This is a genomic window from Sinorhizobium sp. KGO-5, assembly GCF_036245905.1.
Taxonomy (GTDB): domain Bacteria; phylum Pseudomonadota; class Alphaproteobacteria; order Rhizobiales; family Rhizobiaceae; genus Sinorhizobium; species Sinorhizobium meliloti_A.
Map to the genome: position 1 here is coordinate 353,414 of NZ_BDIZ01000004.1, position 18,681 is coordinate 372,094.

Below are 18,681 nucleotides of genomic sequence, written 5' to 3' on the forward strand. Positions count from 1 at the left end.
TCCGCTGCAGTGCAGCATCAAAGCGACGGTTCGAGGCCTCCCGCATGGCAGCCATGCGGCCGATGCATGGCTGTTCGGCTCAGAACAGGAAATAGCGCTGCGCCATCGGCAGCACCGTCGCCGGCTCGCAGGTCAGGAGCTCGCCGTCGGCGCGGACCTCGTAGGTTTCCGGGTCTACTTCGATATGCGGCGTCAGGCTGTTGTGGATCATCGACGCCTTGCCGATGCCGCCGCGCGTGTTCTGAACGGCGACCAGCTCCTTGGCGACGCCGAGCCTGCCGGCAAGCCCGGCATCGAGCGACGCCTGCGAGACGAAGGTGACCGAGGAGTTGGTCCGGTTCTTTCCATAGGCGCCGAACATCGGCCGGTAGTGGACCGGCTGCGGCGTGGGGATGGAGGCGTTCGGGTCGCCCATGGGGGCTGCTGCGATCGTGCCGCCGAGGAGCACCATGTCGGGTTTCACGCCGAAGAAGGCCGGATTCCAGAGGACCAGATCGGCGCGCTTGCCGACCTCGAGCGAGCCGATCTCGTGGCTGAGACCGTGGGCGATCGCCGGGTTGATCGTGTATTTGGCGATATAGCGCTTGACGCGGAAATTGTCGTTGTCGCCGGTCTCCTCCTGGAGCCGTCCGCGCTGGCGCTTCATCTTGTCGGCGGTCTGCCAGGTGCGGATCGCCACCTCGCCGACGCGCCCCATCGCCTGGCTGTCGGAGGAAATGATCGAGAAGGCGCCGATATCGTGGAGGATATCCTCCGCCGCGATCGTCTCCTTGCGGATGCGGCTTTCGGCGAAGGCGATGTCTTCCGGAATGGTGGGCGACAGGTGATGGCAGACCATCAGCATGTCGAGATGTTCCGCAAGCGTGTTCACCGTATAGGGCCGCGTCGGATTGGTGGAGGACGGGATGACGTTCGGCTGGCCGCAGATCCTGATGATATCGGGCGCATGCCCGCCGCCGGCGCCTTCCGTGTGATAGGCATGGATCGTCCGGCCCTTGATCGCCGCAATCGTATCCTCGACGAATCCGCTTTCGTTGAGGGTGTCGGTGTGGATCATAACCTGCACGTCGTATTCATCGGCCACGGAGAGGCAGCAGTCGATGGCGGCCGGCGTCGTGCCCCAATCCTCGTGCAGCTTCAGCGAAGTCGCGCCGCCGAGCACCATTTCAACGAGCGCTCCAGGCAGCGACGCGTTGCCCTTGCCCGCAAAGGCGAGATTCATCGGAAACGCATCGGCCGCTTCGATCATGCGGGCGATGTGCCAGGGTCCGGGCGTGCAGGTCGTGGCGAGCGTACCGTGCGCCGGTCCCGTCCCGCCGCCGAGCATGCATGTCAGGCCGCTCATCAGTGCCTCTTCGATCTGCTGCGGGCAGATGAAGTGTATATGGCTATCCATGCCCCCGGCCGTGACGATCTTGCCCTCGCCGGCGATAACCTCCGTGCCCGGACCGACGATAATGGTGACGCCCGGCTGCGTGTCCGGATTGCCGGCCTTGCCGATTGCCGCGATCCGCCCGTCCTTCAGCCCGATATCCGCCTTCACGATCCCCCAATGATCGAGGATCAGCGCATTGGTGATCACCGTGTCGACCGCGCCGCCTTCGCGCGTCACCTGGCTCTGGCCCATGCCGTCGCGGATGACCTTGCCGCCCCCGAACTTCACCTCCTCGCCATGCGTGGTGAAGTCCTTTTCGACCTCGATGAAGAGCTCGGTGTCGGCGAGGCGCACCTTGTCGCCCACGGTCGGACCGAACATGTTGGCATAGGCCGCGCGCGACATTCTGTAGGACATGGTTCAGGCTCCCTGGGGCAAATCTGAAGAGACAAATGGATGAAGCCTTCGAAGCCGCCCTTGCGCTGCGAGCGCATCGACATAGCGGCGCTCGGCGGCAAACGGGTGCCACTGCCAGCCTATATGGCCGAAGCCGGCAAGCACGACATCGTCGCCGGCTGCGACAAAGCTCGACACGATGTCGGAAATGACCACCAAGCCGCTCGACGGCGCGACATAAGGCGACGGCGCGAAGTGGGCGAGATCGCGCTCCAGCCGGTCATGCGTCTCGGCCGCGATGACCCGGTGCTTGCGTGCCGTAGCCCGCGCGAAGCTCTCGAAGCCGGCCGTATAGTCGTCGCAGAAATCGTCGAGATCCGGATGTGTCTCGGCAAGTGCTGCCCGCATCGCGGCGAATCTGGCTCCGGCGCGGACGCTCCATAGCTCGCGTGCCTGCCGGACCGGCTCGCTCGTCTTCCAGCGCCCGCCGCCAAGCATTGACAGTGCCGGGCGGCCGGTGTTGCAGACGGCGATGATATCGGTCTTGCTGCCGCCCTTCCCGACCGAGCGGCAATCGTTGAAACGGATCACCAGATCGGCTGCATCGATCGTCGCGGCAGCGCCCTCGGGCACGTCACCATTGCCAACGATCATGATGACGCGGCCGCTTTGCAATGATCAATTCTCCGAAGATTCCATGAGTTTCTTGAGCTCGGCCGTGCGCTTGCGTGTCAGCTCTGCGAGGCAACCGGAGACCAGCATGGGCTTCATCGAGCCGCCCCTCGCCTCGAACCCGGCGAGTTCACATTGGCCGTCGCGATAGCCGATCCAGGCGCGCTGGGCTTTTTTCAGTGCCTCGAGCGCTCCGACGTAAGCCGCGTCGATGCCGCCAAGCTCCTTGTCGGTCGCCTGCATGGCCGCGACCGCAAGGCGGTAGGTCTTGTTCAGCTCCGCATCCGCCGCCCGGTAGTCCTGATCGGCGCATATGTTGAGATCCATCTGGGTCACGGCCTTCCCGCAATCCGGCTCGGGCTGTTGCGCATAGGCGGAAGCCGTGCAGCACAACAACAGGCTCAAAGCAGCACCGGCCGCTCTCATAGCTTCCCCATGACCTGCTGGCGGAAGCCGAAAACCTCGCGCTTTCCCGAAAGCGGGATGAGCGTCACCTGCCGTGTCTGTCCAGGCTCGAAGCGGACGGCCGTACCCGCAGGGATGTCGAGCCGCTTGCCGCGCGCGGCGTCACGGTCGAAGATCAGGCCCGGATTGGTCTCGGCGAAGTGATAATGGCTGCCGACCTGCACCGGTCGGTCCCCGGAGTTAGCAACCTCGATGCTGACGGTTTCGAGGCCCGCATTTAACTCGATCTCACCGGCGGCGGCGATAATCTCACCTGGAATCATGCTCGTTCCCCTCAGACGGCTCGTTCGGGCGCACAGCCTTCGGGCTTCAGGACGCGCTCCGTCGATGCCGGATATTTCTTCAGCATTGCCACAGGCCGCACCGGGCGCCGGACCAGTTCGCCTCCGCAATTCGGGCAAGTCCCGCCAAGCTTCGTTTCCGCACAGCCGGCGCAAAAAGTACACTCGAAGGTGCAGATCATCGCATGGTCGCTATCGGGTGGCAGGTCTCGATTGCAGCATTCGCAGTTTGGACGCAGGCTGAGCATGGTGCCTCCTCGCTAGCGGATAGGCTCGTGGACGGTGACGAGCTTCGTCCCGTCGGGAAAAGTCGCCTCGACCTGGATGTCGTGGATCATCTCCGCAATGCCCTCCATCACCTGATCGCGGGTAAGAACATGGGCGCCTGCCTCCATCAGATCGGCGACGGAACGGCCGTCTCTCGCGCCTTCCACGACGAAGTCGGTGATGAGGGCGATAGCCTCGGGATGATTGAGCTTCACGCCCCGCTCGAGCCGCCGCCGCGCGACCATCGCCGCCATGGAAATCAACAGCTTGTCTTTTTCGCGCGGAGTGAGATTCATGCGTCGCCGTCCAGATCGATTGCAGGGATCAGAGAGTCCAGACTTTCGGCACAGACGCGTCTTTACGCAAGTGCGAAATGAGCGGGATCAGGATTTTTCTGAGCGCGAACCCATCGGCCGCAGCAAGGCGGGCGACGATCTTGTCCCGACCGCCGACTTGGTAATGGCTGACGCCGGACAGGGCATGTCCCGCGAGCGCCAGACGCATTCTGGAAAGCTGCGACTCGCAATCCGGCGCGGCATAGACGAGGGTCGCGAAGGCGGAAGCGCCGTCGAGGACCGCTCGCCGCGACGCAAGCGCCGCGACGTCTCCGGCCAAGGCGAGGTTCTCTGCGTGAATCAGCCTGCCGCCGCTTCGAATTCGCCAATTGTCGCGGAAGAGGCCGGCGCGCACCTCCTCGCCCATGGCCTTGCGGCCGATCAGAACTGCCTCCACCGCGAGAAAGGATGCGTCGGCGGCAAGGTCGACCTCCAGGCTCCGCGACAGGGCCGACCGATCGAACAGAATCGTCTCCTGCGGCAGCCAGTCGACGTGAGCGCCGGCGGCGACCGCTATGCGCGTCGCAATCTCGGCCGTGCCGGCGCTTGCCTTGTAGATCTTCTCGCAGGCCTGCGTCGTCAGCGTGAGTTTCGTGCCTTCTCCCGCCCTGAATTCCCAGGAAAGCCGGTCACCGCCCGTCACGCCGCCCGACGAATTGATGAGCACGGCCTCCATCGAGGCATCGAAGGTTCTGGGCAGACGGATCTTGGCACAGCCTTCCTGGTAGAGCTCGGCGATGCGCGTGCGTCCGCCTTCGGCCTTGGCGACGAGCCGCCCCTCTCCTCTCGCCCGCTGCGGTGCGATGATCGCTGCCGTTTCCATGGACGTTCGCCGAAGCTCCCCTTGGGACGGGTTTTCGCCCGAACCGCGTTGCAGAAGTCAAACCATTGTTTCACAGGAAGAGCCGAAGCCTCGCAAAAGCGAGGAGGCCGACACGTCTAAAACCCGCTCCACGGCCTGCGGCCAGCGGCGAGTGATAAGAATGCGCGGCTTGGCGGTCATCATATGTCTCCCGGAATCCTTCCGGATAGTGCATGAAATCGAGCCGATGGGTAGCCGGTCGGATACAAAAAGGGCACCCGAGGGTGCCCTTTTCAGCTGCTTTGCATTCCCGCTGGCTCAGGACCTTGCGAAGTCGAGCAGGTCCTTGTTGAGCTGGTCCTTGTGGGTATCCGTGATGCCGTGCGGCGCACCCGGATAGACCTTCAACTCGGCTTGAGGCACCAGCTTCTTGGAGGCACGGGCGGCAGCATCGATCGGCACGACCTGGTCGTCGTCGCCGTGTATGATGAGCGTCGGCACGTCGAATTTCTTCAAGTCTTCCGTGAAATCCGTCTGCGAAAAGGCGACGATGGAGTCATAGGCGTTCTTGTGACCGGCCGTCATGCCCTGCAGCCAGAAGCTGTCGATCATGCCCTGTGAAGGTTTCGCGCCGGGCCGGTTGAAGCCGAAGAACGGGCCCGAGGCGATGTCCCGGTAAAGCTGCGAGCGATCGGCGAGGCTGGCGGCCTGCAGGCCATCGAAGACCTCCTTCGGCAGACCGCCGGGGTTGTCGTCGGTCTTGACCATCAAGGGCGGCACTGCCGAGATCAGTCCTGCCTTGGCGACGCGGGCGGTCCCGTGGCGTCCGATATAGCGGGCGACTTCGCCGCCGCCGGTCGAGAAGCCGGCAAGGAAGATGTCCTTGAGGTCCAGCGTTTCGATCAGATCGGCGAGATCGTCGGCGTAATGGTCCATGTCGTTGCCGTCCCATGGCTGGCTCGAGCGGCCGTGGCCGCGGCGGTCATGGGTGACGACCCGAAAGCCGTTACTGGCGAGATAGAAGGCCTGTGCCTCCCAGCTGTCCGACGAAAGCGGCCAGCCGTGACTGAGGACGACCACCGGTCCGTCCTTCGGACCCCAGTCCTTGTAGATGATCTCGACGCCATCACGCGTGTTGATCCTGCTGCCGGTTACTCTCGTGGCCGCCGCACCGGCTTGCGGCTCGGCGCCACCGGCGACGGCCGGGCTGGTGGCCGAGAGTGCGGCCGCGGCGGTAGCGGCGCCGATTGCGCCTGCCAGAATTTCTCTGCGGGAGACGTCGTTCGTGGTTGTCTTCGCCTGAGCCTTGGTCATTGGAAATGTTCCTTTCCCTGAAATCCGATCAAAATTCACACGATCCGATCATCGCCGCGGGAGTTATATAGGCAACAATTAAATCGTGCACGATATTTATCGCGGACTGCGGCAGACGTCAATACCTTGCGATTATATCGCGAACGATTTATTATAGTCGGAAAGACAATCGGGACCGAAGCGATGGCAAAGGCAAACCTCCCTCCTTCGGAGGAACTCATGAAGCTCGACAACTTCCTGTGCTTCGCGATCTACTCCGCAAATCACGCCTTCACGCGTGTCTACAAGCCGCTCCTCGACGAGCTCGACCTGACCTACCCGCAATACCTCGTGATGGTGGCTCTTTGGGAAAAGGACGACCAGACCGTCGGCAGTCTGGGCGAGAAGCTGTTCCTGGAGTCGAGCACGCTCACTCCCATGCTGAAGCGGCTGGAAGCCATGGGCTACATTTTGCGCACCCGCGACAAGGCCGATGAGCGGCAAGTGCGCGTGCGCCTGGCCGAGACGGGCCGCGCGCTCCGGGAAAAAGCAAGCCGCGTCCCGATCGGCATTGCCGATGCGACGGGGATGGAGCCGGCAGAGGTCGCCCGGCTGAAACAAGAGATCGCGGCTCTCCGGGCATCGCTGCTGCGATAAAGTGCATCATTGAACAGGAAGCGTCGGCGCTCGAACACCAGCGCTAAGCCGATAACACCAAGACCGAATAGTCACCGCTCGGCGAAGGAGGCGGCGATGGCGCTGATGGATCGGAACAGGACGAAGGGATCTTCCTTCGAGGGCGTGAAACCACGCCTCTGCCAGAACAGCGAAGCCTCGACGTCAATCGCATTAACCATCACAGCGCGGCCGCCGATAAGGCTGGCCGCCCGGACGCAGCGTTGTAGCGCGTGCTTCGCCAGACCCGTCCCGATACCCAAGCCTGCCCACTGAGTGTCGGTGGCGAGTTGGCCGAGAAGGAGGCAGGGAACGGGATCAGGTGGCTGGCCAGTGCGGATCGAACGCGGAAGGACCGACGGCACGACCGCCGTGGGCGCCAGACCGTAGTAGCCGACGGCACGGCCTTCCTCATGCACCACGAGAACGGCGGTGAACCCCTTCTCCTGATTGGTCAGGGCGCGCGTTTTCAGCCAGTGATCGAGCGACGGCTTGCCACACGAGAATTGCGAGACATCATGCGCTGCGGAGAGCGGCTCGGGAACGGATAGCACCGGGTATTACCGTCTCGGAACGTAGCCAGGCTCCCATGGAGCAGGCCGTTTGGCCAGCTCGACCATCTCGGGAACAGGTTCGGCCGGAGCGGACAGGGCCTCCATGAAGGCGGCAAAACTGTCGGGGCTCATCCGGATCGGGCTTTGCTCCATGACCACTTCCTCGGCCGCGCGCACCGCCGCATCGCGCACGAATTCGGTGCGCGAGCGTCCCCGCAGGCTGGCAGCGCGATCAATCATCGCCACGTCTGCTTCGGGCAGGCGCATCGAGATGGGATATTCCTTGCGTTCCGCTGTGCTGGCCATCATTCGTCTCCTTCGGGGGAATATAGGGGTTTGTATCGCATACTGCAATACGAGATGGTCAATTCAATGGCCGAAGTTGTCGGCGAGAGGCGGGACGGAGCGGGATATGGCGATGCCAAGGCGGGAATCCCATAGGTCATCGCGCTATACCACAGTGCGCGATAGCGCGGTGGCCGCCCCCCCCCCGCGGCAATCCGGACCCGCGCTGGCTGCGCGTGGTCGATTTCCTGGCACGGCAGTTGGCAAGGGAATGCTATGCTCAAGAATACAGATGACGAAGCGACGGAGGAAGCGCACCACCTGATGCTTCGGAGCGAATCTCAGTGAAGATTGCCGTCTACGCCCGCTGTTCCTCGGACCTGCAGCGCGAGGCCTCGATCGCCGACCAGCTCCGCATGTGCCGGCTACGGGCCGAGAAGGAGGCAGGTGGACCCTTCCATCTCCGGCTCCAGCATGATCCAGCGGCCCGGTCTCCAGGCGCTGGTCATGGATTCCGCGCGCTGCCGCTTCGATATGGTGCTTGCCGAGGCGCTGGATCGCGTCAGCCGCGACAAGAGTGCGCCCATGCCGGGCGCACAACGGCAGAAGGCCCGGCGTTTGCCGCCGGGCCTTCCAGATTGCCTGTAAGAAGAACTATTCGTTCTGGAAGTAGCTGAACTTTCCGTCGTCACCCTTCTTCCAGGTGTACATGACGTAGTCCGGGCGTGTGATGTCGCCCTTTTCGTCGAAGCCGAGCTCGCCGATTGCCGTCTTGAACGGACCCTTGGCCTTGATGGCTTCGGCGACCGCCTGCGGATCGGTGTTGCCGGCGGCCTTGGCGCCTTCTGCGATCACCTGAAGGGCCGCATAGGCATAGAGCGTGTAGGCTTCAGGCTCGAAGCCGGCGGCGCGGAACTTCTCGACGAGGTCCTTGGCAGCCGGGCTCTTGCGCGGGTCTGGTGCGAAGGTCATCAGCGTGCCGTCGACCGCATCGCCGGCAATCGAGGCCAGTTCGTTCGAGACGATGCCGTCGCCCGACATCATCGTCGCGTTCAGGCCCTGGTCCTTCATCTGGCGCATGATCAGGCCGGCTTCCGTGTGCAGACCGCCGTAATAGACGATCGAGACACCAGCCTGTTTCATCTTGGCGATAAGTGCGGAGAAGTCCTTGTCGCCGGTGTTGATGCCTTCATAGAGCGCCTCGGTGACGCCGGCTTCGTTCATCGACTTCTTGGTTTCGTCGGCAAGGCCCTGACCATAGGGGGTCTTGTCGTGAATGACGGCGACTTTTGCGTCCTTGAAATTGGCCGCGATATAAGCGCCCGCAACGGCGCCCTGCTGGTCGTCACGGCCACAGGTGCGGAAGGTGTTCCACAGGCCACGTTCGGTATATTGCGGGTTGGTCGAGGCCGGCGTCACCTGCAGGATGCCGTTTTCCGCATAGATTTCCGATGCGGGAATCGAGACGCCCGAGTTGAAGTGACCAACGACGAATTTCACGCCATCGGCCACGAATTTCTGGGCGACGGAAACACCCTGCTTGGGATCCGAAACGTCGTCGCCGAGTACGACCTTGATCTGTTCCCCATTGATGCCGCCTGCAGCATTGATGTCCTCGGCCGCCTGCTCTGCACCTTTCTGGATCTGCGCGCCGAAGGCGGCGTTCGGACCAGTCAACGGAGCTCCGACACCGACCAGGATGTCAGCCCACGCGGTGCCGCTGAAGGCGACCATTGCTGTCAGCGCAACGGCCGACAGAAGAGACTTTTTCATCTTGTTACTCCCAAATATTCGAGCGGGTCTCGTTTCATAAGCCTGCGCAATGCCCACCATCATTGCGCCGGTGTTCTTTCGCACCGGCCGCGGACCGGCACGCGCCGTTCCCTTATTTTGCCTTCCAGGAGAAAGGCGAAGTTTTTTCATAAAGCCAATAGTACATGCTGGCCATTTGCTTGGTCCGATAGTAACGGAAACCAGCGGCAGCAAACAATAAAAGGACGACCGTGTCCACTACATAGTATTGCAGGGTGAACATCGTTCCGTTGAAAAGCGCATGGTGGATGAACCGGATGCCCCAGCCCAAAAGTGCGACATAAATCACGAGCCGCGGAACGTCACCCCAGCTTTCCGCGACGCTCTTGCCGGTCCGCCACGCGGTCCAGCCCCCGAGAACGCAGGTGATGAAAACAAACTGCCAGATCGAGGCTTCTTCGTAGAGAATTCCCTGCATCTCACTCAACTCCACACACGGCGGATCAATGGCGGCCGCCTTCGAGATAGGCCGCGCGAACCTCCGGATTGGCGAGGAGGTCCTTGCCTGACCCGCTCATCGTCACACGGCCGTTGACCATTACATAGCCTCGATCGGAAAGCTTGAGCGCTCCGAAGGCGTTCTGTTCGACGAGGAATACGGTGAGGCCCTCGTTCTTGTTGAGCACCTTGATCGCTTCGAAGATACCTTTGACGATCAATGGCGCAAGCCCGAGCGACGGCTCGTCGAGCAGCAGGAGCTTCGGACGGGCCATCAGAGCACGGCCGATCGACAACATCTGCTGCTCGCCTCCCGAAAGCGTCCCCCCACGCTGCGCCTGCCGCTCCTTGAGCCGCGGGAAAAGCGTGAAGACCTTCTCCACGTCTTCCTTGAAGTGCTTCAGATTGTCGAGGCTCGCACCCATCTGGAGGTTTTCGAGCACCGTCATGCGTGGGAAAATCCGGCGCCCTTCCGGCGACTGGGCAATCCTCAGACGCGCGATCTCATGCGTGGGCAGACGCGTGATGTCCTGGCCGTCGAAGTGAACCGAGCCGGTGCGCGCCTGCGGGCTGCCGCAGATCGTCATCATGAGCGTCGACTTCCCGGCGCCGTTGGCGCCGATCAGCGCGACGATCTCGCCACGATGGACCTCCATGTCCACGCCGCTCAGCGCGCGGATATTGCCGTAATAGGTCTCGACGCCTCTCACATGCAGCAGGGGCGCAGTCATTGTCCGGGCCCCCCACGCTCGCCTTCGATTTCCTCGATTTCTCCGATCACCTCTTCAACCTCTTCGTCCTCGACACCCAGATAGGCCGCAATGACCTTTGGATCGTTCTTCACGAAGTCCGGGGTGCCGTCGGAAATCTTCTGACCGTATTCGAGCACGACGACGTGATCCGATATTTCCATCACAACGGACATATCGTGCTCGATCAACAGGATGGAGGTGCCGGTATCGCGGCGGATTTCTTGGAGCAGTTCATTGAGGGCGAGCGATTCGCGCGGATTGAGACCCGCCGCGGGCTCGTCCAGGCAGAGAAGCTCCGGCCCGGTACACATTGCGCGGGCGATCTCGAGCCGCCGCTGGGCACCATAGGGCAGATCGCCGGCCGGATCGTCGGCCCGCTCGGTCAGCGATGCCTTTTCGAGCCAGTGCCTGGCGAGCTCGATCGATTCCCTGGATGCCTCGCGATAGGCCGGGAAGCCGAACAGGCCGAGAATGGTATAGCCGGATGCCCGCATCAGCTTGTTGTGCTGGGCAACGAGCAGGTTTTCGAGCACCGTCAGACCCGAGAACATGCGGATGTTCTGGAAGGTCCGAGCCACCTTGGCCTTTTTGGTGATTTCAAAATCCGGCAGCCGTTCCAGAAGGAATTCGGCGCCCGACTTCTGCCGCATGGTGATCATGCCCATCGTCGGTTTGTAGAAACCGGTGATGCAGTTGAACACCGTCGTCTTGCCCGCTCCGTTCGGACCGATCAGCGCTGTGATCTCGCCACGCTCCGCCTCGAAGGAGAAGTCGTTGATGGCCATGAGACCGCCGAAGCGCATCGACAGGCGTTCAACCTTGAGGATGGGGTCTTTTGTCATGGTGTCGGTCCCCAAGGCCATCAGCCGTGCCCCTCTTTGGTGAAGCTGCCGGAGATTGCCCTGCGTTCGCGCAGGAACGCGGTCGGCTCGCGTGATCCGACGAAGCCGCGCGGCTTCCAGACCATGACGACGACCATGGCGAGGCCGAAGATCAGCATGCGATAGAGTTCCGGCGTGAAGGTCGGTCCGAAGATCATCTTGAGGAAGGTCAGTTCACGCAGGATTTCCGTGCCGCCGATCATGACGACGGCGGCAATGGCGATACCCGTCAGCGAGCCCATGCCGCCGAGAACCACGATGGCGAGGATAACGGCCGATTCCAGGAAGACGAAGGATTCCGGCGAGACGAATCCCTGACGCACCGCGAAGAACGAACCCGCAAAGCCGCCGAACATCGCGCCCGTCGCAAACGCCGTCAGCTTGGTGGTGACGGTGTTGATGCCGAGGGAACGGCAGGCGATCTCGTCTTCACGCAATGCCTCCCAGGCGCGGCCGATCGGCATCCGGCGCAGCCGGATCGTGACGAACGCCGTCAGCAGGGCGAGACCGAGGATCAGATAGAACAGGAAGATCTTGTAATAGGCCGAAGACATCGGCAGGCCCATCATTGCCGCGAAGCCGTCCTTCGTGGCATCGAACTTGATACCGAAGAGCGTCGCCTTGGCGATGCCGGAAACGCCGAACGTGCCTTTGGTGACTTCCGTCCAATTGATCAGCACGAGGCGGATGATCTCACCGAAGGCGAGCGTCACGATCGCGAGGTAATCACCCCTGAGGCGCAGCACCGGAAAGCCGAGAACGACGCCCCAGCAGGCGGCGAGAAGGCCGGCAATCGGCAACAGCACCCAGAAGGACAGGCCGAAATAGCTGGAGAGCAGCGCGTAGGAATAGGCACCGACGGCATAGAAGGCCACATAGCCGAGATCGAGCAGCCCGGCGAGACCGACGACGATGTTGAGGCCCCAGGCAAGCATCACGTAGATGAGGATCTGAATGCCGAAATTGTCGACCCATTTCAGCGATCCCTGGACGCCCACGAGCGCGACGATCACCGGTGGGTAGAACAGCAGCAGGATGACCGCGATCTTCGACCAGTTGCGGCTGAAGAAGGTCTCCTCCTTCACCACATCGGGCGCGGCCGCCTTTGCCGCCTTGCGCTGCGCCAACCGTGGCTGGACATAGGCGACCATGAGGAAGCGGCCGACCATGGCGATGGCCACGAAGGTCGCAAGCAGGCCAAATCGCGGCGTGAGGATGAGCTCGTTGCGGATGTTCTGGTCGGTCTTAAGGCCGACGAAGAGCACGAACATTCCGAGCGTGATGAGGCCCGCAAAGACAGCCTCGCGGAGCGCCCGCGCCGTCAGCTCGCTGCCGGCGCTTGCGGTTGTGGATGCGACATTTGCCATGGAACTATACCTTCTCGACTTCCGGTCGTCCGAGAATACCCGACGGCTTGAAGATCAGGACGATCGCGAGAATCGAGAAGGTCGCGACATCCTTGTAGTCGATGGTGAAGTAGGCGGACCACAGCGACTCGATGAGGCCTATCAGCAAGCCGCCGAGCACGGCGCCGGGCAGCGACCCGATCCCACCGAGAACGGCAGCGGTAAACGCCTTGACTCCCGGGGCGAAACCGTCGGTGAAGACGACCACGCCGTAATACATCAGATACATGGTCCCGGCGACGGCGGCGAGTGCGGCGCCCATGATGAAGGTCACCGAGATCGTGCGGTCGACATCGACACCGAGCAGCGCCGCCATCTTGCGGTCCTGTTCGGTCGCACGCTGGGCCCGGCCGAGCGGAGTTCGGTTGACGATGTACCAGAAGACCGAGAGCAGGATTGCCGTGATGACGACGATGATGATCTGCTTCAGAGAAACCGAGATGCCGAACAGGTCATAGACCGAGGAGACCAGAGGCGGGATAGGCTTGTTCCGCGGGCCCTGCGTCACCTGGATGAAGTTCGACAGCACGATCGACATGCCGATCGCCGTGATCAGCGGCGCCAGACGGAAGGAACCGCGAAGCGGGCGATAGGCCACGCGTTCGATGGTCCAGTTCCAAAGCGCAGCCGTCAGCATACCGACGACCATCATGATCAAAAGCGCCAGTACAACCGGCACGCCGGCAATGAAAGTCGTGAGAAGCAAGAAGACGATCAATGCGGCAAAGCCGCCAAGCATGAAGATATCGCCGTGGGCGAAGTTGATCATGCCGATGATGCCGTAGACCATGGTATAACCGATCGCGATCATACCATAAATAGACCCAAGCGTCAGCCCGTTGACGAGCTGCTGGACAAAATACTCCATCAATCTTCCCCTGGACCGGATCCTGTCGGTCCGATCTCTTGTTTTTTAATACTCGTTTTCGAGCATGTGCTAGGCCCGATTTCATACCGCTTTCAATTGAAAATGAAAGCTAAAAAATGCGCCACCACCAAATTGTTCCGCGATAAAATCGATTTGACACTTTTCGAGCCGGAAAAATGAAAATTTCAGCAGCATTCGCTTGCGAAATAGCCTCCTTCGGCAGCAAAGGGCAGAAAGCGGCAATGAAGCGGGGCGCATTACCGTGGGCGGAAGCCCCATCCCGCCGCGGCAAATGACCCGCGCAGCAATTCAAGTGCTACAGTGGCCGTTGCCCGTCTGATAAGAGGCGAAGCGCTCCAAAGCGAATCGCCTCGACCGCAAGAACAGGAAGCAATGCTGGACATACTGGAGACATCGGCGCTCGCCGCCGGACAAGCAATCCTGGAAATTTACCGGGCCGGGCCGGCCGTCACCTACAAGGCTGACGCCTCGCCCGTGACCGATGCGGACCACCGCGCCGAGCAGATCATCCTTGCCGATTTGGCGGCCGCCTTCCCGGATATACCGGTCGTCGCGGAGGAGGAGGTCGCCGCAGGCCACGTTGCCGATATCGCCGGAACGCGCTTCTTCCTCGTCGACCCGCTGGACGGCACGAAGGAATTCGTCGAGCGCAACAGCCATTTCACCGTCAATATCGGCCTCATAGAAAGCGGCGCACCCGTCGCCGGCGTCGTCTATGCACCGGCTCTCGGCCTCATCTATTCGGCGGCTGCGGGCATGGCGAAGAAGGCGGTGGTCGGGGATGGCCAGGTCACGGGCGAATGGACCACCATCGGCTGCCGCCGCTGCGGCGACCGGCCGATGGCGCTGACCAGCCGCTGGCACAACAGCCCCGAAACGATCTCCTTCCTCACCGATCAGGGCATCAGCGACCATGAGGCCGTCGGCTCGTCGCTGAAGTTTTGCCTGCTGGCGGAAGGCATTGCCGACATCTATCCGCGCTTCAGCCGGACGATGGAGTGGGACACCGCGGCAGGCGACGCGATCCTGAGGGCGGCAGGTGGCCAGACACTGACAATGGCGGGCAATCCGCTCGGCTACGGCAAGCGCAATCAACCGGATGACAGCGACTTCGCCAATCCCTGGTTCATCTCGCGCGGCAGGGCGTAGGCCGCAACGGCAGTCACATGTCTCTTGAAGAGGCGGCCGTGGCGATGAGGCTGCTGAGCGTTCCCTCGCTGAAGGGTTTGTCGATCCTCGGAACATCGCGAAGATGGCTCGGCAGCGCCAACAGTTCCCCGTAGCCACTGGTGAAGCCGAAGCTGATGCCCCGCGCCATCAGCGCATCGGCAACGGCAAAGCTCGTGTCGTCCCCCAGGTTGATGTCGAGAATTGCGAAATCGAACGTATGATCGGCGATGAGTTCCATCGCCTTTGCTCTGGTGGTGGCGACGTGAACGCTCGTCACCCCGAGAGCGACGAGCATCTCTTCCATGTCCAGAGCGATAAGGAAATTGTCCTCGAGGACGAGGACTGACTTGATGGCCGGCGGAACCTGACTGACTGGCATTATATCTGCATCCTCGGCCTCTCGTTTTTCCGAGACCATAAAGAAGCGGCTAATAGAACACCCGGGAGGCCGGGCGCATTTAAAAAAGACATGTTGTACGTAATTAGACGCATGACGATTCGCATCAAATCAGCGGCCGCTTCGGCTCGCTGAATCCGTCCCAGCCCGCAAGCGCAAGCAAGCCGTCGATATCGTGGACGGCGCAGCCCTTCTCGGCCCAGCGCAGGAGGCCCCTGGCAGCCAGCTTCTTCAGCGTCTTGTTGGTGTGGACGATCGAGAGGCCGAGCGTGTCGGCAACGTGTTGCTGCGTGACGGGAATAACAGTCCAGCCGCCGCGGAAGAGCTCCAGCGTGGCGGCTCTCTGGTAAAGAAAGGCGATGAGGTAGGCTGCCCGCTCCAGAGCGGAACGGCGGCCGATGCTCAGCAGATTCTCGTCCAGCATCCGCTCCTCACGCGCTGCGATCCAGGTCAGGTCGTAGGCGAGGTCGGGATGCTGCCTGTAAAGTTCGCCGAGCCTGTCGCGCTGGAAGACGCAGAGCACGACCGGCGAAAGCGCCTCGATCGAATGCTGCATCTCGCCCATGAGAGTGCCTTGCAGCCCGACGATATCGCCCGGCATCACGTAGTTCAGGATCTGCCGCCGGCCGTCATCGAGCATCTTGTAGCGAAAGCCCCATCCGGAAAGCACGGTGAACAGATGCTCGCTTTGCTCCCCCTCCGCGAGTATCGTCGCGCTCGCATCGAAGACGAGCTCGCCGATCTTGAAGTGGGAGACGAATGCAAGTTCTTCCGCCTTGAAGGGGCGAAACAGCGGAAGCGGGCGCAAGGGACACTCTTTGCAGGGCGTGCCTTTGTTGAATTTGCCTTCGGTTATCATGAGGTATCTCGAGGCCCGGCGGACCGGAGCGGATGGGGCAGACTTGACACACTAGCATGGCGCAAAAGAACGACAAGACCGAAGACGAAAGCTGGTGAACGCCGCCTCGGATCATGGACTTGCCCGCGGCCAGACCCTATGTCTGCCTCTATCCTTCGCTGGAGCGGGGCAGGAAAATGGGCGCGGTTTCCGCCCCTATCCCGCTCCGACCCGAATTCATGAACGTCATCTAGCAGGATTGAAGCCCATGTTGTCCTACTCCGCCATAGCCAAGAACAACGTCGCCGTCGTGACCGGCGCCGCCTCCGGCATCGGCCTTGCCTCGGCACGGCGGTTTGCGAGCCTCGGAATGAAAGTCGTGCTCGCGGATCTTGGCGGCGAAAAGCTGCAAGCAGCTGCAGCCGAGGTAGCGAAGGCGGCTCCGGGCGGCTCCGGCGATGTCGCCGCGGTCGAAACCGACGTGTCGCGGGCGGACGACCTCGTGGCCCTGGCGCGGGCGACGCGCGAGCGCTTCGGCCACGTTCATGTGCTGATGAACAATGCCGGCGTCCAGCCAGGCAGTTTCCTCTTCGGGCCGCTCGAAAACTGGGAAGCGGTGATCGGCGTCAATCTCTGGGGCGTCATAAACGGTTCGCGCATCTTTGCCCCGGCGATGATTGCCCACGGACAGCCGGCGCTCATCATCAACACGGGTTCGAAACAGGGCATCACCACGCCGCCCGGCGATCCCGCCTACAACCTTTCGAAAGCGGGCGTAAAAGTCTTCACGGAAGCCCTGCAGCACGAACTGCGCAATACCGAGGACTGCAAGGTCAATGCGCATCTGCTGATCCCCGGTTTCGTCTACACGTCCCTCACCGCGCAGGGACGCACCGAGAAGCCGGCGGGCGCCTGGACGCCGGAACAGACGGTGGACTTCATGATGGAGAGCCTTGCCCGCGGCGACTTCTATATCCTTTGCCCCGACAACGAGGTCGCGCGTTCAACGGATGAAAAGCGCATCCTTTGGGCAGCGGGAGACATCGTCGAAAACCGGCCGCCGCTTTCACGCTGGCACCCGGATTACGGCGAAGCCTTCCAGTCGTTTCTCGCCGGGACGACGGCAGGGAGGACAAAACCGTGACGAGCGGCATTCACCACATCACCCTGATCGCCCGCAAGGTACAGCCCAATGTCGATTTCTATGTCGGCTTCCTGGGGCTGCACCTCGTCAAGCGGACCGGCGGCTACGAAGATCCCAATCAGTTGCATCTCTTCTATGGCGACGCCGCGGGCTCGCCGGGCTCTCTCGTGAGTTTCCTGGTCTGGGAGGACGGCTCTCCGGGCCGGGTCGGTCACGGCCAGCCGAGCGAGATCGCCTTCGCCATTCCGCCTGACAGCATCGGCTACTGGATGACGCGAGCGCTGAAGTTCAACATCCAGGCAACCGGCCCGTCGCAGGAATTCGGCGAACCGGTCCTGCGTCTGAAGGACCCGGACGGCGTGATCGTCAAGCTGGTGGGAACGAACGCGCTTGCGGAGCCTGCGCCCTGGGCGGGAGACGACATCCCCGAAACGGACTCGATCCGCCGCTTACGCGGCGCGACGGTGCTCACGGAAAAGCCTAAAGACACGGCGCACTTCCTTCAAAACCACTTCGGCTACACCGAGACCGGAGCGACGGAGAGCATCCGCCGCCTCACCTCCTCGTCCGGGGACGTGATCGATGTCCGCGATGCCGGCGGCTTCTGGAGTGCCGCCCCTGGTACCGGCACGATCGACCACATCGCCTTCCGCGCCCCCGATGAGGCGACCGTGCTTGCGGTGAGAGCCGATCTCGAGCAGGAGCACGCCGGCGCCACCAATGCGCATGACCGGAAATATTTCTTCTCGCTCTATGTGCGCGAGCCCGGCGGTGCGCTCTGCGAGCTCGCTACGGACGGGCCCGGCTTTACCGTCGACGAAGCTCCGGATGCTCTCGGCACGACGCTGTTCCTGCCCCCGCATCTGGCGAGCGATCCCACGGCAACGCTGGTCAGGCTGCCGCAATTTGCGCTGCCCGGCGAACCCAGGGTGCCGCAGCGCGAGCTTCCCTTCATCCATCGGTTCCACCGTCCGGAGAAGGCGAACGATCGCACCTTCGTGCTGCTGCACGGCAGCGGCGGCAACGAAATCGATATGCTGCCCTTCGGCCGTCAGCTCGATCCGCATGCGACTCTCCTGGGCGTGCGCGGCCGCAGCACCGAGGAAGGCTTCCCGCGCTGGTTCCGGCGTTTTTCGATGACGAAATTCGACCAGCAGGACATTCGCTCGGAAGCGGAAGCGTTTGCCGCCTTCGTCGAGGGCGCGCGCGAGAGCTACGGCCTCGACCCGGAGAAAACCGTGTTCATCGGCTACTCGAACGGCGCCAACCTGCTCGCCGCGGTGCTGCATCTCCACCCGGGCATTGTCAGGAACGCGGTGCTGATGCGCGCGATGGCGGCGCTCGAAAGCGCGCCGGAACCGGACCTTGCGGGCACCAAAGTGTTGATGCTCACCGGCAAGGACGACCCCTACGGCAAGCACGCGCCGGAACTGAAGAGGGCGCTCAGGGCCAGCGGAGCCGATTTCGAGGAAGTCGACCTCGATACCGGCCACGGAATAGGCGTCGAAGACATCGCCGTTATCCGGCCCTGGCTCGCGGAATCCGGCCTCTGAG

Annotated in this window: 24 protein-coding genes; 5 read left to right on the top strand and 19 right to left on the bottom strand. The window is 62.3% G+C overall.

What is annotated here, in order from left to right:
• Nucleotides 1-79 precede the first annotated feature (79 nt).
• The 9 genes from ureC to BHD07_RS20095 form a co-directional block, all read right to left on the bottom strand.
• Complete coding sequence (gene ureC, locus BHD07_RS20055; RefSeq protein WP_100671902.1) at nucleotides 80-1,792, bottom strand: urease subunit alpha; 1,713 nt, start codon at nucleotides 1,790-1,792, stop codon at nucleotides 80-82.
• Between the two features lie 3 nt (nucleotides 1,793-1,795).
• Nucleotides 1,796-2,446, bottom strand: a complete 651-nt coding sequence (locus tag BHD07_RS20060) for a Urease operon accessory protein (RefSeq protein WP_100671903.1) — start codon at nucleotides 2,444-2,446, stop codon at nucleotides 1,796-1,798.
• 3 nt (nucleotides 2,447-2,449) lie between these two features.
• On the bottom strand, nucleotides 2,450-2,869 hold the full coding sequence (locus tag BHD07_RS20065; RefSeq protein ID WP_100671904.1) for a lysozyme inhibitor LprI family protein: 420 nt from the start codon (nucleotides 2,867-2,869) through the stop codon (nucleotides 2,450-2,452).
• Nucleotides 2,866-3,171: an urease subunit beta gene (locus tag BHD07_RS20070; RefSeq protein WP_003525615.1), complete on the bottom strand. Its 306-nt coding sequence runs from the start codon at nucleotides 3,169-3,171 to the stop codon at nucleotides 2,866-2,868. The genes BHD07_RS20065 and BHD07_RS20070 overlap by 4 nt, the downstream gene beginning before the upstream one ends.
• An 11-nt stretch (nucleotides 3,172-3,182) precedes the next feature.
• On the bottom strand, nucleotides 3,183-3,437 hold the full coding sequence (locus tag BHD07_RS20075) for a DUF1272 domain-containing protein (protein ID WP_100671905.1): 255 nt from the start codon (nucleotides 3,435-3,437) through the stop codon (nucleotides 3,183-3,185).
• Nucleotides 3,438-3,449: 12 nt separating this feature from the next.
• On the bottom strand, nucleotides 3,450-3,752 hold the full coding sequence (locus BHD07_RS20080) for an urease subunit gamma (protein ID WP_100671906.1): 303 nt from the start codon (nucleotides 3,750-3,752) through the stop codon (nucleotides 3,450-3,452).
• Between the two features lie 28 nt (nucleotides 3,753-3,780).
• Nucleotides 3,781-4,614: an urease accessory protein UreD gene (locus BHD07_RS20085; protein ID WP_275597493.1), complete on the bottom strand. Its 834-nt coding sequence runs from the start codon at nucleotides 4,612-4,614 to the stop codon at nucleotides 3,781-3,783.
• Between the two features lie 57 nt (nucleotides 4,615-4,671).
• A complete protein-coding gene (locus BHD07_RS20090; protein ID WP_272939031.1) occupies nucleotides 4,672-4,794 on the bottom strand; it encodes a hypothetical protein in 123 nt (40 codons plus the stop codon).
• Between the two features lie 117 nt (nucleotides 4,795-4,911).
• Nucleotides 4,912-5,907, bottom strand: a complete 996-nt coding sequence (locus BHD07_RS20095) for an alpha/beta fold hydrolase (protein WP_338282817.1) — start codon at nucleotides 5,905-5,907, stop codon at nucleotides 4,912-4,914.
• A 183-nt stretch (nucleotides 5,908-6,090) separates the two neighbouring features.
• On the opposite strand from BHD07_RS20095, the gene BHD07_RS20100 reads away from it, so the two are divergent.
• The gene (locus BHD07_RS20100) at nucleotides 6,091-6,543 is read left to right on the top strand and encodes a MarR family winged helix-turn-helix transcriptional regulator (protein ID WP_275597491.1); all 453 of its coding nucleotides are present in this window, start codon (nucleotides 6,091-6,093) and stop codon (nucleotides 6,541-6,543) included.
• Nucleotides 6,544-6,614: 71 nt separating this feature from the next.
• On the opposite strand, the gene BHD07_RS20105 is transcribed toward BHD07_RS20100, so the two are convergent.
• Both BHD07_RS20105 and BHD07_RS20110 read right to left on the bottom strand, forming a co-directional pair.
• Complete coding sequence (locus tag BHD07_RS20105) at nucleotides 6,615-7,115, bottom strand: GNAT family N-acetyltransferase (RefSeq protein WP_275597490.1); 501 nt, start codon at nucleotides 7,113-7,115, stop codon at nucleotides 6,615-6,617.
• Nucleotides 7,116-7,121: 6 nt separating this feature from the next.
• A complete protein-coding gene (locus BHD07_RS20110; RefSeq protein ID WP_018095760.1) occupies nucleotides 7,122-7,421 on the bottom strand; it encodes a type II toxin-antitoxin system TacA family antitoxin in 300 nt (99 codons plus the stop codon).
• A 426-nt stretch (nucleotides 7,422-7,847) separates the two neighbouring features.
• Between BHD07_RS20110 and BHD07_RS20115 the strand changes: the two genes are divergently transcribed.
• Entirely contained in the window at nucleotides 7,848-8,048 is a 201-nt protein-coding gene (locus tag BHD07_RS20115; RefSeq protein WP_234819222.1) for a recombinase family protein, read from the top strand.
• A gap of 6 nt (nucleotides 8,049-8,054) precedes the next feature.
• On the opposite strand, the gene BHD07_RS20120 is transcribed toward BHD07_RS20115, so the two are convergent.
• The 6 genes from BHD07_RS20120 to BHD07_RS20145 all read right to left on the bottom strand — a co-directional run bounded on the left by BHD07_RS20120 (nucleotide 8,055) and on the right by BHD07_RS20145 (nucleotide 13,557).
• Complete coding sequence (locus tag BHD07_RS20120; RefSeq protein WP_018095763.1) at nucleotides 8,055-9,173, bottom strand: branched-chain amino acid ABC transporter substrate-binding protein; 1,119 nt, start codon at nucleotides 9,171-9,173, stop codon at nucleotides 8,055-8,057.
• A gap of 112 nt (nucleotides 9,174-9,285) precedes the next feature.
• Nucleotides 9,286-9,630, bottom strand: a complete 345-nt coding sequence (locus BHD07_RS20125; RefSeq protein WP_275597489.1) for a DUF6867 family protein — start codon at nucleotides 9,628-9,630, stop codon at nucleotides 9,286-9,288.
• A gap of 25 nt (nucleotides 9,631-9,655) precedes the next feature.
• Entirely contained in the window at nucleotides 9,656-10,381 is a 726-nt protein-coding gene (locus BHD07_RS20130) for an ABC transporter ATP-binding protein (RefSeq protein ID WP_275597488.1), read from the bottom strand.
• Nucleotides 10,378-11,265: an ABC transporter ATP-binding protein gene (locus BHD07_RS20135; RefSeq protein ID WP_275597487.1), complete on the bottom strand. Its 888-nt coding sequence runs from the start codon at nucleotides 11,263-11,265 to the stop codon at nucleotides 10,378-10,380. The genes BHD07_RS20130 and BHD07_RS20135 overlap by 4 nt, the downstream gene beginning before the upstream one ends.
• Nucleotides 11,265-12,650, bottom strand: coding sequence for a high-affinity branched-chain amino acid ABC transporter permease LivM (gene livM, locus BHD07_RS20140; protein WP_275597486.1), 1,386 nt, complete (start codon nucleotides 12,648-12,650; stop codon nucleotides 11,265-11,267). Before livM ends, BHD07_RS20135 begins: the two co-directional genes overlap by 1 nt.
• 4 nt (nucleotides 12,651-12,654) lie before the next feature.
• Nucleotides 12,655-13,557, bottom strand: a complete 903-nt coding sequence (locus tag BHD07_RS20145) for a branched-chain amino acid ABC transporter permease (RefSeq protein WP_003525638.1) — start codon at nucleotides 13,555-13,557, stop codon at nucleotides 12,655-12,657.
• Between the two features lie 393 nt (nucleotides 13,558-13,950).
• Here BHD07_RS20145 and cysQ point away from each other — a divergent pair, with 393 nt between their 5' ends.
• On the top strand, nucleotides 13,951-14,727 hold the full coding sequence (gene cysQ / locus BHD07_RS20150; protein ID WP_275597485.1) for a 3'(2'),5'-bisphosphate nucleotidase CysQ: 777 nt from the start codon (nucleotides 13,951-13,953) through the stop codon (nucleotides 14,725-14,727).
• 13 nt (nucleotides 14,728-14,740) lie between these two features.
• On the opposite strand, the gene BHD07_RS20155 is transcribed toward cysQ, so the two are convergent.
• Nucleotides 14,741-15,127 (bottom strand): response regulator, encoded by a 387-nt coding sequence (locus tag BHD07_RS20155; protein WP_100671914.1) that lies wholly within the window; start codon nucleotides 15,125-15,127, stop codon nucleotides 14,741-14,743.
• Between the two features lie 124 nt (nucleotides 15,128-15,251).
• Nucleotides 15,252-16,004 (bottom strand): Crp/Fnr family transcriptional regulator, encoded by a 753-nt coding sequence (locus BHD07_RS20160; RefSeq protein ID WP_100671915.1) that lies wholly within the window; start codon nucleotides 16,002-16,004, stop codon nucleotides 15,252-15,254.
• A gap of 247 nt (nucleotides 16,005-16,251) precedes the next feature.
• Here BHD07_RS20160 and BHD07_RS20165 point away from each other — a divergent pair, with 247 nt between their 5' ends.
• Together BHD07_RS20165 and BHD07_RS20170 are read left to right on the top strand one after the other, a co-directional pair.
• Complete coding sequence (locus BHD07_RS20165; RefSeq protein ID WP_275597483.1) at nucleotides 16,252-17,127, top strand: SDR family NAD(P)-dependent oxidoreductase; 876 nt, start codon at nucleotides 16,252-16,254, stop codon at nucleotides 17,125-17,127.
• Nucleotides 17,124-18,680 (top strand): VOC family protein, encoded by a 1,557-nt coding sequence (locus BHD07_RS20170; RefSeq protein ID WP_275597482.1) that lies wholly within the window; start codon nucleotides 17,124-17,126, stop codon nucleotides 18,678-18,680. Before BHD07_RS20165 ends, BHD07_RS20170 begins: the two co-directional genes overlap by 4 nt.
• The last annotated feature ends 1 nt before the right edge of the window (nucleotide 18,681 follow it).